This is a genomic window from Gleimia sp. 6138-11-ORH1 (genome assembly GCF_024814355.1).
Taxonomy (GTDB): Bacteria; Actinomycetota; Actinomycetes; order Actinomycetales; family Actinomycetaceae; genus Gleimia.
Map to the genome: position 1 here is coordinate 232230 of NZ_JANUXV010000001.1, position 13662 is coordinate 245891.

The 13662-nt window shown below is 46.8% G+C and carries 14 protein-coding genes; 9 read left to right on the top strand and 5 right to left on the bottom strand.

What is annotated here, in order from left to right:
• Nucleotides 1-23: 23 nt before the first annotated feature.
• Nucleotides 24-455: a metallopeptidase family protein gene (locus NXS08_RS00910; protein WP_259136243.1), complete on the bottom strand. Its 432-nt coding sequence runs from the start codon at nucleotides 453-455 to the stop codon at nucleotides 24-26.
• 76 nt (nucleotides 456-531) lie between these two features.
• Here NXS08_RS00910 and NXS08_RS00915 point away from each other — a divergent pair, with 76 nt between their 5' ends.
• The 6 genes from NXS08_RS00915 to hpf all read left to right on the top strand — a co-directional run bounded on the left by NXS08_RS00915 (nucleotide 532) and on the right by hpf (nucleotide 6522).
• A complete protein-coding gene (locus NXS08_RS00915) occupies nucleotides 532-849 on the top strand; it encodes a DUF3499 domain-containing protein (protein ID WP_259136245.1) in 318 nt (105 codons plus the stop codon).
• 113 nt (nucleotides 850-962) lie between these two features.
• Nucleotides 963-1649 carry an MtrAB system response regulator MtrA gene (gene mtrA, locus NXS08_RS00920; protein WP_259136247.1) on the top strand — a complete coding sequence of 229 codons (687 nt, stop codon included), beginning with the start codon at nucleotides 963-965 and terminating at the stop codon, nucleotides 1647-1649.
• Complete coding sequence (mtrB, locus tag NXS08_RS00925) at nucleotides 1646-3262, top strand: MtrAB system histidine kinase MtrB (protein WP_259136248.1); 1617 nt, start codon at nucleotides 1646-1648, stop codon at nucleotides 3260-3262. The genes mtrA and mtrB overlap by 4 nt, the downstream gene beginning before the upstream one ends.
• Nucleotides 3255-4910 carry an LpqB family beta-propeller domain-containing protein gene (locus NXS08_RS00930; RefSeq protein WP_259136249.1) on the top strand — a complete coding sequence of 552 codons (1656 nt, stop codon included), beginning with the start codon at nucleotides 3255-3257 and terminating at the stop codon, nucleotides 4908-4910. Before mtrB ends, NXS08_RS00930 begins: the two co-directional genes overlap by 8 nt.
• A gap of 63 nt (nucleotides 4911-4973) precedes the next feature.
• The gene (locus NXS08_RS00935) at nucleotides 4974-5684 is read left to right on the top strand and encodes a ComF family protein (protein ID WP_259136250.1); all 711 of its coding nucleotides are present in this window, start codon (nucleotides 4974-4976) and stop codon (nucleotides 5682-5684) included.
• 187 nt (nucleotides 5685-5871) lie between these two features.
• Entirely contained in the window at nucleotides 5872-6522 is a 651-nt protein-coding gene (gene hpf / locus NXS08_RS00940; protein ID WP_259136251.1) for a ribosome hibernation-promoting factor, HPF/YfiA family, read from the top strand.
• 57 nt (nucleotides 6523-6579) lie between these two features.
• Here the strand turns inward: hpf and secA are convergent, their stop codons facing one another.
• The 3 genes from secA to NXS08_RS00955 form a co-directional block, all read right to left on the bottom strand.
• Nucleotides 6580-9327: a preprotein translocase subunit SecA gene (gene secA, locus NXS08_RS00945; protein WP_259136252.1), complete on the bottom strand. Its 2748-nt coding sequence runs from the start codon at nucleotides 9325-9327 to the stop codon at nucleotides 6580-6582.
• Nucleotides 9328-9476: 149 nt separating this feature from the next.
• Nucleotides 9477-10097 carry an Rv3235 family protein gene (locus NXS08_RS00950; RefSeq protein WP_259136253.1) on the bottom strand — a complete coding sequence of 207 codons (621 nt, stop codon included), beginning with the start codon at nucleotides 10095-10097 and terminating at the stop codon, nucleotides 9477-9479.
• The gene (locus NXS08_RS00955) at nucleotides 10094-10864 is read right to left on the bottom strand and encodes a LysM peptidoglycan-binding domain-containing protein (protein WP_259136254.1); all 771 of its coding nucleotides are present in this window, start codon (nucleotides 10862-10864) and stop codon (nucleotides 10094-10096) included. The genes NXS08_RS00950 and NXS08_RS00955 overlap by 4 nt, the downstream gene beginning before the upstream one ends.
• A gap of 122 nt (nucleotides 10865-10986) precedes the next feature.
• Here NXS08_RS00955 and NXS08_RS00960 point away from each other — a divergent pair, with 122 nt between their 5' ends.
• Entirely contained in the window at nucleotides 10987-11508 is a 522-nt protein-coding gene (locus tag NXS08_RS00960) for a hypothetical protein (RefSeq protein WP_259136255.1), read from the top strand.
• Here NXS08_RS00960 and NXS08_RS00965 read toward each other — a convergent pair whose 3' ends face one another.
• Nucleotides 11509-11718, bottom strand: a complete 210-nt coding sequence (locus tag NXS08_RS00965) for a helix-turn-helix domain-containing protein (RefSeq protein ID WP_259136256.1) — start codon at nucleotides 11716-11718, stop codon at nucleotides 11509-11511. It lies immediately after the preceding gene.
• Nucleotides 11719-11796: 78 nt separating this feature from the next.
• Between NXS08_RS00965 and NXS08_RS00970 the strand changes: the two genes are divergently transcribed.
• Both NXS08_RS00970 and NXS08_RS00975 read left to right on the top strand, forming a co-directional pair.
• Nucleotides 11797-12447, top strand: a complete 651-nt coding sequence (locus NXS08_RS00970; protein WP_259136257.1) for a hypothetical protein — start codon at nucleotides 11797-11799, stop codon at nucleotides 12445-12447.
• 2 nt (nucleotides 12448-12449) lie between these two features.
• Nucleotides 12450-13658 (top strand): cellulose synthase operon protein YhjQ/BcsQ, encoded by a 1209-nt coding sequence (locus tag NXS08_RS00975; protein WP_259136258.1) that lies wholly within the window; start codon nucleotides 12450-12452, stop codon nucleotides 13656-13658.
• Nucleotides 13659-13662 lie beyond the last annotated feature (4 nt).

The following is a 13662-nucleotide window of genomic DNA, read 5'->3' on the forward strand; positions in this document are numbered from 1 at the left end:
AGCAATCACTCTGTCAGCACAGATTACGGCTGTCCGTGCAGTTCAGCTGGGGAAATGCCGGTTAGTTCTGAGAGGTTTTCTATCAGAAGTGTCCGGATTAGTGCGTGAAGTGGGGCACCGATTTCTCTGAAAGTGGCTCTTCCCGCGCGGGCGTGGATAGGAAGTCGATAGAAAATGATTCGCGCTTTTAATCCAACAGTTTTCGCGGGGGGAAAGTTTCGCGCTAAGCAGACTCGGTGATTTTCCCACGGAGCCGGTGCCGAGGGCGGAACATCTTCTAAAGCAATTTCGATTTCTGAAATTTGTGGAAATCGTTGTTGGATTTCTTGAAAATTCCAGGCAACAATTTGTGCGAAAGATTCTTTCCAGGAAGCACGCGCAGGAATTCCCGGTAAAAAAAGGGGAGAACGCTGTGAACGCCCATGCCGGTTGCGTCTTCTAATTTTTCCTTGCATACCATAAGTTTAACTGGTGGAAATGAGTTTATCGGTTTCAGTAGCTAATCTGCGCAGAGAAAACTAGACTGAATATATGAAAGCTGTGCGAGATTGCGAATTAACCGGTTGTACTAATCCTGCAGTGGCAACATTAACCTATAACTATCGTGAATCTACTGCGGTAATTGGGCCACTTCCGGCTCACAAGCAGCCGTATACTACCGAACTGTGTCAGCAGCATGCCTTGAAGTTTAACGTACCACAGGGGTGGACGGTGATTCGTTTAGAGTATTCTTCAGAGCCTCCCGCGCCGTCACAAGAGGATCTTGATACGTTAGCGAAATCAATTTTGGAAACAGCTCGGCGAGTCCGCATTGAAATCCCACACGATCCGCGGATTACTGACCGGTAGGGCTTTTGGATTAGATAGTTAATCTGTGAAGAATGCGGCTTAAACTCTTTAATTTAGAAAGACACAGGAAAAACATTCGCCAAAAGTAACGAATTCGTGACAAAATCATAACTATGACAGCAAAAGTACTAGTCGTCGATGATGATACTGCGTTAGCAGAAATGATTGGCATTGTCTTAGAGACTGAGGGATACAGTGTAGTTTACTGCCATGCCGGAGACAAAGCGATCGACACCTTCGTGGAACATCAACCTGATTTAGTTTTACTTGATGTAATGCTACCTGGTTTAGATGGTATCGAGATCTGTTCATTGATCCGTCAAAAATCAAATGTGCCTATCGTTATGCTGACTGCACGTTCAGATACTGCAGATGTAGTTGCCGGATTAGAAGCAGGGGCAGACGATTATGTTCCTAAACCATTTAAACCAAAGGAACTGATAGCGCGGGTGAAAGCTCGTTTACGTGGACGGACCGAAGACCCCTTGGACGAACACGTTCGTTTAGGTGACTTGGTGATAGATGTCGCTGGACATCAGGTAATGCGCGGAAACGAGTCGATTTTACTTACTCCTTTAGAATTCGATCTACTGGTTACTTTAGGAAAGTCTCCTTGGAAAGTATTTTCTCGGGAAGAACTTTTGGAAACTGTTTGGGGATACCGCCACGCGGCTGATACTCGTTTAGTAAATGTGCACGTGCAACGGTTGCGTGCCAAGATTGAAAGAGATCCGGAACATCCGGAAATAGTGATTACCGTGCGAGGCGTTGGCTATCGGGCAGGAGCTGTAGTTTCTTGAAAAACACTGCGGAGACTGAACCGCCTCAGGATGCAAAAGGAAAGGGGTTTTCTAAAGTAGTTACCCTACTTAAGGAATCGCTTTCTGTGCGCATTTCAGTAGGTATGGCAGTTACCGTTATTAGTGTTCTGGTGCTACTAGTTGTTGGGGTTACCTGGCAGGTACAGAACTCGATTTTCGAACAGCGTCGCCAGCAGATCCTTGAAGATGCTTCAGTAACAATTAATCAGGTGCAAACCGCCTTTTCGCAATCTACCGCATCAACTACAGATCAGGTACAGAATTTAGCTAACCAACTAATTTCTTCGTTAAGAGCTACTAAAACTGGTTCCGGGGTAGTCACCACGATGCTTTTGCGATCTCCGAACGCCCCCACCACTTTTGCGATTAACGAATTAATTGACCGTGACCTGGTTGAAGTTATTTCTCCAGAACTTCGCGAAAATATGGCAAGAGGTAATGGCCAGTTCTATCAATCGATTGCCATTAAAGATGCAAAAGGAAAAGAACGCCCCGGGATTATTGTGGGAGCTACGGTGGTTCTCCCCTTAGCGGGACAGTATGAGTTATATACCGTATATTCTTTAGCTGACGAACAAGACACTATTTTGTTAATGACTCAAAGTCTATTATTTGGAGCTATTCCCGTCGCCGCGTTCTTAGGCATTGGTATCTTGTGGGTGCTTTACAATATGCTTCGCCCGGTGCGAGTAACGGCAGAAGCAGCCCAACAGTTAGCAAGGGGAGATCTGTCAGTTAGAGTTGAGCCACATGGCGAAGATGAAATGGCCCAACTGGGTAAGTCTTTCAATATCATGGCAGAGTCCCTGGCCAAACAGATTGCGGAATATGATGAACTCGCTAAACTGCAGCAGCGTTTTGTTTCCGACGTGTCACACGAGTTACGTACTCCGCTAACTACAATCCGAATCGCTGAAGAAATCATTTACGATGAGCGAGAGGCAATGAGTGCTCCCGCAGCTCGCTCCGCCGAATTACTGCATAGTCAGGTAGATCGTTTTGAAAAAATGCTGGCTGACCTATTAGAAATTTCCCGGCATGACTCCCATACCGCTCAGCTTGATGCTGAGGTGAGTGATATGAAAGAGCTGGTCCGTAAAGTAGTTGAAGCTGACCGGCCTTTAGCAACCCGATTGGGAGTTGAAATTGTTATTGATGCCCCTCAATCACGCTACACCGCTTATATGGACCGGCGACGTATGGAAAGGGTTTTACGAAACTTCTTAGTGAATGCGATTGAACATGCGGAAGGAAAACCGGTAGTAATTCAAATTGCTTCAAATGATAAGGCAACAAGCGTAAGAGTCCGCGATTTTGGGGTAGGGATGAGTGCTGACACGTCCGCGCGAGTATTCGATAGGTTTTTCCGCGCCGATCCGGCACGTACACGTACCACCGGGGGAACTGGGCTGGGTCTTTCTATCGCAGCTGAAGACGTGGCATTACACCGCGGGAAGATCGAGGCAGCAGGAAAGTTAGCTGAGGGAAGCGTTTTTATGGTGACTTTACCGCGCACAGCTAACATGCAAGTGGAAGCAGCAGTTCTGCCACTGTGGAAAGATGAAGAGCCTCCGGGAGAAACAAATGGGTAAGAAACTTACAACGATACTTACACTGGGGTTAGTCTGTTCTTTATCTGCCTGCCAGAACCTTCCCACCAGCGGTCCGGTCACCGCATTTGAATTACAAGAAAACGACGCAAACTCACTGGTGCTAAAAGGTTTCGGGCCAGTTAAAGACGCGGAAGCTGACACGATTGTTAGAGACTTCCTCCGTGCTACGGCAGCCGGTTGGTCAGATGATTTCCAAGTTGCCCGTTCTTACCTAACTCAAGAAGCCCGCCGCTCATGGAAACCAGCCACTTCCGTGTATGTTTATTCCGACGATTATCCGCCGGTTATTTCTTATGATGGTGAGTCTAAAATTACGGCGGCAACCCGCGTTGAAGCATCTGTTTCTAAAGATGGACTTTATCAGATAGAAAAAACTAACTCAGTGTATAAATCTGAGTTTGTGTTAGAACGTGACGGGCAAAACCAGTGGCGGATTGCTTCACTACCTGATGGCGCAGTTATTTCCGAGTCTTCATTCCGGGCGGCTTTTCAACGTAGTGCCGTGTTTTTCCCTGCCACCGATCGCAGAACTTTAGTTGCCGACTATCGTTGGTTTCCGCGTCGCAGGTTAGCTTCGTATTTGATGCAGGCGATTTTAGCGGGCCCATCTGAATCGGTAGCTCCGGCAGTAATCAACGCGGCTCCCGAGGGCGCAGTCCTCCCTTTACAAAATGTTGAGGTACGTGATTCTGTAGCTGAGGTTGAGGTAGAGGGGTATGGTTTGGGAACTGAAAGTTCTCAGTTACTTTTCAAATGGCAGGTGAACGCCACTTTACTGCAGGTTTCTAATGTTTCAGATGTGCGGATTCGGATAAATGGTGTATTGATTTCCGACCAGCCGGTTCCCACCGGCCCGGCTTGGGCTTTAGATACGTTGATTAGTTTGTCTAAAGAGGGGATTATTCGAGATCGGGACGGAAAACGTGAAGTAGTTTTAAGTACTACTGATTTGGGAGATGAGCCGGTTTCCTATCCAACTAGGGGGCCTTTAGAGGATTCGGCAGTAGCCTATATTCAAGGTGGTTCTAAGATCCTGGTAGTGGGTAAGAACACGCAGCCAAAGGAGATTTACGAGGGCGAAAAAATAAGTTCACTTTCAATCGACCGCGCTAACTGGGTGTGGACTGTTTCTAAAGGTAAAATCATCGTGGTACGAGCTGGGGCTGAGCCGATTCTTTTTGATTCTCCTTTCGGCGCTGAAGAAGAAATTACCGCGGTGCGGGTTTCCCCTGACGGAGCGCGGCTACTGGTTATTCGCGGAGGGCAAAATCCCACGGTGGGGGTTTTGCCAATTCGAAGAAACGTGGACGCCCGCCCTAGTGGAATTGGGAATGTGGAACTGCTCCCAACTGGTGATGCGCGCACTTTGGATGCCACTTGGGCAGGAAATGAAACGGTAGCGGTACTACAAGCTGAGGCAGAGAGTCGTTATGTTTTGATTTCTCAGCTGGGGGCAAATAGTGAGCGGGTGCGAGCACCTGAAAGAGTCCAGCGGATTAGTGGTGGGGCTTCGTCGCAGTTCCTGTTACTGGAAACCGAGGACGGCAAATACTATACGCGCACCGGTTCACTGTGGAATGCGCTTGCAACTACTTCGGATATTCGTTTCCGAGCTTTTCCACACTAAGTTCCCCGCCAACTTTATCCACAGCCCCTAAAATGCAGCTTAGGTTTGTGTCAGACTCTTTTTATGCGGTTGAAGCAAATTCTGGTTGAGCTGACTAACCTATTTTTCCCCACTCAATGCGTAGCTTGCGCAGAGTGGGGGAGAGAGCTTTGTATTAACTGTTTTACTGATTCGGTTGCGGAGCTGCGACAGATCCGGTTTTTCGCTGCCTCTGGAATAGCTTTTCCAGGAGTTTCATTAGGAGATTACGTTGGAAAGTTGAGAGAAATAATTATTGCGGCAAAACACGATCAGATTTTGGATTTTGATGATTGGCTTACTTGCGTTGGGGAATTGCTGGGTCTTACTCTAAGTTCCCTTTTAGATCCGGAGCTTAAACAACTGCGGGTGGTTCCGATTCCTTCGGGAAGAAAACGGGTGAGAGAAGGAATGTTGGTAACTCCTGTGATAGCTGCGGGGGTGGCCGCTGGATTAGATGGTGCCGGAATAACTGCTGCGGTGGGAGCAGACTTAGGGTTAGTTGAGAATTTCTTTAGTTTTTCTTCTGGTTCTAAGGGGACGCAGCAGGGGTTAGGGGCAGCTGGGCGGGTTAGAAGCAAGCGCGGGAAAATGCGAGCTGGAGAAGCTGTGCGAGGGCGGAAAATAGTTTTAGTTGACGATGTGATTACCACTGGAGCTACTATGAGAGAGGGGGTGCGAGCGCTTGAATCTGTTGGAGGTGAAGTGGTGGGAGTGGTTTGTTTAGCAGATTTACAACGCACCTCATTATCGTGATGTCTGCCACGAAAGTTTGCTATTATTGACATATCTTCCACAGAGAAGTGGAAGCATATAGGGAAATGAGGTGATTGCCTTAAGCTCAACCTGGGACAGATGAGTTACCAGGTGTTATCTCAATCATCGGGGCAAGTCCCCACTATAGTCCGGGGTGGATAACCCCATTAGAATCATGGAGGAAACCATGGACATCATTGTTGTTGGTCGTAATGCCGAAATTCACCCAAACTTCCGTGCATATGTTGAAGAAAAAGTGGCGAAGGTGACGCAGTATTATCCACGTGCGCAGCGGATTGATGTAGAGCTTACTCATGAGCGTAATCCTCGGCAAGCTGAAACTGCAGAACGTATTGAACTGACAGTTTTCGGTAAAGGACCGATTATTCGTGCAGAAGCATCCAGTTCCGATCGGCACGCAGCTGTAGATATTGCGGTAGGTAAACTCTTTGAACGTTTACGGCGCGCACGTGACCGTGCAAAAGACCATCGTCGTCGGTACAACCGCCCAATCGCCGTTGATTTGGGAGGGATTGTTCCTGATGAAGTAGAAGTTGAAGAAACGCCAACACAAGATGAATCTGTACGCTCAGCTGCAGACTTAAAGCCAGGAGAAGTACTTGAGGATCAAATCGGCGATTCCCCAGTAATTGTCCGCCAGAAGCTACACGAAGCAGAACCGATGACTGTGGATCAGGCACTCTACCAGATGGAGCTGGTTGGCCACCCATTCTTCCTCTTCGTAGACGCTGAAACTGGACAACCCTGCGTAGTTTACCACCGGGCAGGCTGGACTTACGGGGTAATCCGCTTGAATACAGTAGTTGCCGCTGAATAAGAAATAATTTAAATGTGGGGGGATAGTTAAACTATCCCCCCACATCATTTGTAATGATTACTTACGCTTTCTACGTTCTCTGCGGTTCTTACGTGGCTCTGAGGTAGTTTTCGCCGGGCCAGAGGTAGTCATCTTCCCCAGCTGTTGTTGTCCGGTGTTACCCATGACATTTTCAGTATCAACCGCTGCCAGACTACGCTTTTGCTCAGTTTTCGCAGTTTCCACCATAGAATCCATCTGCTTTTTCAGTTCTTCTTGCTGCTGCTGATAAGCCAGCTCAAACTGGCGGGCATAGGCAAATGCTTGAGCAACAGATTCTTCGCGGATTCTTTCCATCATAGAGGTGAACATCTGCGAGCCTTCTTCAGCGTATTCAACCAGTGGGTCTCTTTGCCCCATAGCGCGCAGGCCGATACCTTCCTTGAGATAGTCCATCTCATAGAGGTGTTCTCGCCACATACGGTCAACGGCTGCTAGAACCACTCGACGTTCTAAAGTCCGCATAGGATCCTCTCCCAATTGCGAAAGCGCAAGGGGATTTTCATTTAAACGCTCAGCTAAGCGATCGTATTCAGCTTTAATATCTTCAGTGTATTCGAAAATAAAGTCAGCAGTCGTAACTTTACTTTCACCACCAGCTGCTTCAACGATTTCTTCAGGTTTAATAGTGGCCGGATAAATCTCCCGAAGGGTGGAGGTAAGTTCAGAGAAATCTAGCTGGTTAGTTTCTGGCTGGTAACTACCGTTTACAACGTTACTAATCAGAATTTCCATGAAACGCTTCATCTGCTGTTCCAGATCTTCACCATTTAATACCCGATTACGTTCGTTATAAATGGTTTCGCGTTGCCCAGTCATCACGTCATCGTATTTTAGAACGTTTTTACGGATCTCGAAGTTACGTCCTTCGACCTGACTTTGGGCAGAGGCAATCGAGCGAGACACTAGCTTAGATTCCAAAGGAGTGTCCTCTGGGTAAGATCCGGAAGCCATAATCCGCTGCGCTAAACCGGCGTTGAATAGACGCATTAAATCGTCTTGCATTGAAAGGTAGAAACGCGATTCACCCGGATCTCCTTGACGTCCGGAACGCCCGCGTAGCTGGTTATCGATACGACGTGATTCGTGCCGTTCCGTCCCCAGAACGTAAAGTCCTCCCAGTTCGAGAACTTCATCGTGCTCAGCAGCTACCGCATTACGGGCACGCTCTAAAGCTAAGGGCCATTCTGCTTCGTACGCTTCAGAATCTTCCTTCGGGTCTAAGCCCTGAGATGCCATATCTGAGACTGCAATATGTTCTGGGTTTCCCCCCAGCATAATGTCAGTACCACGTCCAGCCATATTTGTGGCAACTGTGACAGCACCTTTACGTCCTGCCATAGCAACTACAGCTGCTTCACGTTTGTGCTGTTTGGCGTTTAGGACCTCATGGGGAACGCCGCGTTCTTTCAAAAGCCGAGAAACTAATTCGGACTTTTCTACAGAAGTAGTTCCCACTAACACCGGCTGTCCCTTACGGTGACGCTCCACAATATCATCGATAACAGCCCGCATTTTTCCTTCAAAAGTAGGATAAATTAAGTCTGGTTGATCGATTCGGATCATTGGGCGGTTAGTCGGAATGGGAATAACTCCGATTTTGTAGGTGGAAACGAATTCTGCAGCTTCAGTTTCCGCAGTACCTGTCATTCCCGCGCGGGAGCCTTCTGGGTAGAGGCGGAAGTAGTTCTGCAAAGTAATCGTTGCAAGCGTCTGATTCTCTGCTTGAATCTCTACATTTTCTTTAGCTTCGATGGCTTGGTGCATACCTTCGTTGTAGCGTCGGCCAGGTAGAACACGGCCGGTGTGCTCATCAACGATGAGTACTTCTCCGTCAGTGACAATGTAGTCCCGATCTTTTTTGAATAATTCCTTTGCCTTTAGAGCATTGTTAAGGAATCCAATTAAAGGAGTGTAAGCAGCGTCGTAGAGGTTATCAATCCCCAGCTGATCTTCAATAAATTCGATACCGGGTTCTAAAATCCCGACGGTGCGTTTCTTTTCGTCTACCTCATAGTCTTCCCCGGCTTTGAGGCGCAGGACTAACTGAGAAAAAGTTGAGTACCAGGAGTTTACATCTCCGGTAGCTGGTCCGGAAATGATTAGCGGGGTACGGGCTTCGTCAATCAAAATAGAGTCAACTTCGTCGACAATCACGTAGTTGTGTCCGCGCTGTACTTTTTCTTCTGGAACCTGCGCCATATTGTCACGTAGATAGTCGAAACCGAATTCGTTATTTGTTCCATAGGTGATGTCACAGTTGTACTGTTTGCGTCGTTCAGTAGGAGTTTGCCCAGCCAGGATACAGCCACAGGATAAGCCGAGCCAACGGTAAAGGCGTCCCATAATGTCTGACTGGTAGGAAGCAAGGTAATCGTTCACAGTCACTACGTGTACGCCCTTGCCAGTTAAAGCTCGTAGATAAGACGGTAGGGTAGCGACCAGTGTCTTACCTTCACCAGTTTTCATTTCCGCAATATTTCCCTGGTGTAAAGCAGCTCCACCGATTAGCTGCACTCGGAAATGGCGCATTCCTAATACTCGATCAGCGGCTTCACGGACAGTTGCGAATGCTTCAACTAAGATATCGTCAAGTGTTTCGCCCTCAGCTAAACGTTCTTTAAACTCAGCAGTTTTTGCGCGTAGTTCCTCATCAGTGAACTGTTTAAAATCTTCTTCTAAAGCTTCGATTTGGTCAGCAAGTTGCTCTAGCTTTTTTAAGGCGCGACCTTCACCAATGCGAAGGATTTTGTCGAAAATAGACACGATACTCCAAATTTTCTAACTTAGTTTCAGCCGAATACGCTCAGGGGAAACCATTTTTGTAAATTTATAATTCTTATTTATTGTAGTTCTTTTCTTGAAAAACTGGGAGATGAAGACTCTTTCTCCCTACTGAAGGTAAGCTGTGTCACTTAGAGTATTTCGATAGCGGTTATAATCCACTGGTTACGCCGCACCTCCAGGCGAATACAAACAATTACGGTTTTGTGGGTAGTGGATACAGAGTGAGTAGTTTCAACTACAGTATTTGAAACCACGCAGACGCGGGAACTAAGCACTTTCGGAGGTAGGCTCCGAGGTGGCTCTCCTTCTAAACGACGATTAAGTGCCACGCGACGCTCTAAGGCAGAATAAATTTCACTAGCTACCCAGCGTTGCAGTTGCTGCGCTGGGCGTTTACCTAAAAGAACTTCAACCAGTGCCGCAGCAGCTGCTTTTGACCATAGTTTTGGGTCAGGCAGGTGGGTTACAGTAGGGGAGTTGGGGTTAGGAAAAAGATTATGTACCTTAGTTTCTTTAGTTGTGCAGTGGGAAAAATCCCAGGAAATATCTAAAGCTCCCCAGAGACTTTGTTTCTTAGATGGAAGTGGTAATGGTTTACCTGGGAAACGTTTAGTTTTCCCATTTACAGAGGTCTTTGCTGGGGGATTTGTTGCCTCTGCTACCGGGTGGGGATTTGCCGCGAAAGTAGCTGAGGGAGAAGATGCCTTTGGAGCGGAAATGCTATGGGTGGCTTTAACAACGGCGCTCATGGGAGTTTCCTTTCAAGTTGCTTGGATGATAAAGGTGGCAAGATGAGGGATTGCCCCGGGTAAATAAGATTCGGATTATCCCCAATGGCAGGTCGATTAGCATTCCAAATGGCCTGCCAATATTCATTGATTAGAGAAACATCATCAGTGTGTAAATGCCTGGCGGCAATAGACCAAAGACAGTCTCCAGAAGTAACTTCCCAAGTGGCAGATTCATCGGTAACAGGGGAAGTAAGTTCACTCAGGGAAGCAGATGAGACAGAAGTAGGGATAGTTATTCCAACGTGAGATTCGGTTCCATGATTTCCCCAACGAAGGTCATCCGTGGTGGGGGAGGCAGCTTGAGCTACTGAACCTAAAGTAGATAGCAGGAGAGAAGATGCTAAAGCGCGGTGCAAATTCTTTTTAGCAGCAGGTGAAAGTAGCTTAAAGAAAAGGAACTTTTGGAAATTAACCTCATACCCGCAGTGAAGCAAAATCAGCGTTAAAGAAACGGCCAGATGAGAAAGGGTGAGCCACAGGCTGTAAAACGATAGAAATACCAGAATTATTAGGAACGGAAGTAGCAGTAACGGAGAGTTAGCAGGCACTGTGGCTGAAATGGAAAGAGAACTAAGGGCGGGGAACAAATCTTCTAATAAAACCAGGCAAAGCACAGTGACGCAAGTCAGCAAAAGTGAACTAATCAGCGAACGAAAAGATAACAGTAGGTGTTGCGAATCAAAAACGACACCTTCCGTTATAGACCGAGCAGTTTTCTTCCACATGATATTAAATCCTATCAGTTCGTATCAGTTCTTAATGAATGATTAAACTATAAGATGGGAATAAAGATAAGTCAAGCGAATTTATGCTTGGAATTTTACAAATAATCAGGTTCAATCAAACTATGGATCTAAAATTTCTGATCGACCAGCTAGAAGCGGAACTTATCGCACAAACCAGGCAGCTACAGCTCAACGAAGCAGCTGAAATGGCTGAAGGTGAGACTGCGCAAATCACCCTAATAGAACGCTTAAACACCGCCCTCGGAAATGAAATCAGCTTCTACCAGCCAAACGGGCAAATGCAAGCAGCCCAACTCACCCAGGTTGGAAAAGACTGGATCCTGGTAAGAAAAGGCATTGAAGAAGAACTAATTAACCTAAAAAACTGCCATCAAATTGGCGGTCTTAAAGACGCTCATCTAACGATGAGAGAGATCCAAAAACGATCTCAAATCAACCAAATTCTCAGGTTACTAGGAAGAAAAAGAGCACGAGTTTTAGTGACTTTAGTAAACGGCAACTTTCAAACCGGATACCTGGTATCTGTCTTTGCCGACCACTTTGAGATTATCAATCAAGAAAACCGCCAACGGCTTTCCATCGCCAGTGCCGGAGTATTCTCAATCAAAGTTATCAGCGAATAACTAAAGCTGCCCTGCTTCGATCCGCGCCTTAGTAGCCTCATATTGACGTTCAATATAGGCTTCAAACTCGGAAATCTCCACCCGCCAAGCCTGTTTGCCGCCAATCTGAATTGCCGGCAATTCGCCAGAAGAAACTAAAGCACGCGCAGCAGACATACTTATATTAAGAATCTCTGAAATATCAGTAAGTGTGTAAAAGCGAGGTTCCATACAGCTATTATGCACTACATTTCAGTTCTTGTCAGTTATCCACAATTTTTCAAAATACCCCACGTAAATGAAAATGCAGTGCATTATATTATTATGAATCTTCTTTCAAAAATGCGACTAAACCCTAACCTCGCGCAAAAACAAAGAATCCTCACCGACCCAAAATTCCTAACCGGTGTCCTGTTAATCATTATCTCTATCACCCTCACCACCGTGCTCATCGCTAAAGCTAAAGGAAACACCACCTACTACGAACTAACTGAGGACATTGCAGCTGGACAGAAAATTAACCCCGCCAAACTACGCGCGGTCTCTGCCCGCATCGAATCAGACGCCTACTTCCAAATAAACGAACTACCCGCCAGCCCAATCGCTATCCGCTCCCTTTCTAAAGGCGAACTACTTCCGAAAGAAGCCATCAGTAGTGAAAACAACACGCACCGCCGGCAGGTAGTTATCAAAGTAAGCCCCGCGATTCCTTCCAGCGTGAAAGTGGGAACTTCGGTAGAAATATGGGCAGTTCCCCAAAAACAGCTTCACGAAAATACCACCAAAGAAGCGAAAATCCTCTCCACTGAAGCCTTAGTTATCGCCCTCCCCGAAGAACAGAATCGTCTGCTTGCTGAACGCACCCAAGCGGTAGAAATCTCAGTACCCGAAACCCAAATAGCTGAGATTTTAGAAGCAACTAACAGTGATGCCCAGCTAGTGATTGTGCCGAAAGGGTAAACATGCAAATCGAAAACGTGGTCGTCTGGCTAAAACAACCCTATGAAACTGAAGTAGTCAAAGAGCTGAATAAACACCAAACTAAATTTCATGTAATCAAACGGTGCGCTGACATAGCCGACGCCCGTTCTTCCCTCCAGGCAGGATTAAGCAGAATCCTCATCGCCGACACAGATGCACCCGGCATTGACGCAGTCTTTATAGACGAAATGAACGCCAGAGGAATCTTCACCCTGCTGCTTGTCCCTAACGTGCTAAGTACCCCCAGTCTCGGAGAATCAGCTCGTTGCGAATACGGTGAAGCCAAAGACGTGATCCAAACCCTCACCCTGGGAGTTAAACAACATATCTTTGGTCTGCCCACAGAAATCCCTGAAATAGAAGTTACCTTAGAAAACGATTACTGCGGAAAAGTAATCGCTTTCTGGGGAACCCCCGGAGCGCCGGGACGCTCCACCCTGGCCCTAAATTTCGCCTACCAACTTAGCAAAACCGCGCAACCAGTAACCTTAATAGACACTGATTTACAAGCCCCCTCCCTCTTGCAAATGACCGGGGAGGAACCGGGCGGGCCAGGTATTGCCGCTGCTTTAGGATTAAGAAATAAAGGCCAGTTAGAAAAACAATCCCTAAGCGAAATAACCTATGAATTAAACCCCCATCTGCACCTATTAGCCGGATTAAACCGAGCCGACAAATGGAGACAAATCAGTTCCGAAGGACTAACTGACCTACTGCAAATAGCCAGACAACAATCGCATTTAGTTCTAGATCTGGGAGCTGGCTTAGGAGAAGCCGATCCCTCCCAATTGACTTTTGTTCCCTCTAGAGAAGATATTAACCAAACCCTTTTAAGCACCGCAGACATCGTAATCGCAGTAGCCAAAGCTGATGCGATTGGACTAACCCGCTTAGGGCACGTGTTAGATGACGCGCAAGAAAACAACATTCAAATCGATCTGCTTTTAATAAACCGAGCAGAAAGCACCCGTAAAAATAGGCAAATGCGACATGGACTTAATCGAGTCCTAAATACCATTGCCCCAGACATACCTTATATCGTGATTGAAGAATCCCCACAGGTTGCCGACGCGCTCCTTGAAGCCAAACCCGTGGGCGAAAAATACCCGGAAGCAAAAATCACTGAAGCCTTAGAAATAGCTCTAAAGCATCTACAAGATACGAAGTTAGCCACCTCCATGGCAGAATAAAACT

Excerpts from the sequence above, each read along its gene's own strand:
- NXS08_RS00960 (WP_259136255.1), top strand. The coding sequence starts at position 10,987 with ATGGATCTAAAATTTCTGATCGACCAGCTAGAAGCGGAACTTATCGCA.
- NXS08_RS00910 (WP_259136243.1), bottom strand. The coding sequence starts at position 455 with ATGCAAGGAAAAATTAGAAGACGCAACCGGCATGGGCGTTCACAGCGT.
- NXS08_RS00930 (WP_259136249.1), top strand. The coding sequence starts at position 3,255 with ATGGGTAAGAAACTTACAACGATACTTACACTGGGGTTAGTCTGTTCT.
- NXS08_RS00965 (WP_259136256.1), bottom strand. The coding sequence starts at position 11,718 with ATGGAACCTCGCTTTTACACACTTACTGATATTTCAGAGATTCTTAAT.
- NXS08_RS00950 (WP_259136253.1), bottom strand. The coding sequence starts at position 10,097 with ATGAGCGCCGTTGTTAAAGCCACCCATAGCATTTCCGCTCCAAAGGCA.
- NXS08_RS00955 (WP_259136254.1), bottom strand. The coding sequence starts at position 10,864 with ATGTGGAAGAAAACTGCTCGGTCTATAACGGAAGGTGTCGTTTTTGAT.
- NXS08_RS00975 (WP_259136258.1), top strand. The coding sequence starts at position 12,450 with ATGCAAATCGAAAACGTGGTCGTCTGGCTAAAACAACCCTATGAAACT.
- NXS08_RS00915 (WP_259136245.1), top strand. The coding sequence starts at position 532 with ATGAAAGCTGTGCGAGATTGCGAATTAACCGGTTGTACTAATCCTGCA.
- NXS08_RS00935 (WP_259136250.1), top strand. The coding sequence starts at position 4,974 with ATGCGGTTGAAGCAAATTCTGGTTGAGCTGACTAACCTATTTTTCCCC.
- hpf (WP_259136251.1), top strand. The coding sequence starts at position 5,872 with ATGGACATCATTGTTGTTGGTCGTAATGCCGAAATTCACCCAAACTTC.
- mtrA (WP_259136247.1), top strand. The coding sequence starts at position 963 with ATGACAGCAAAAGTACTAGTCGTCGATGATGATACTGCGTTAGCAGAA.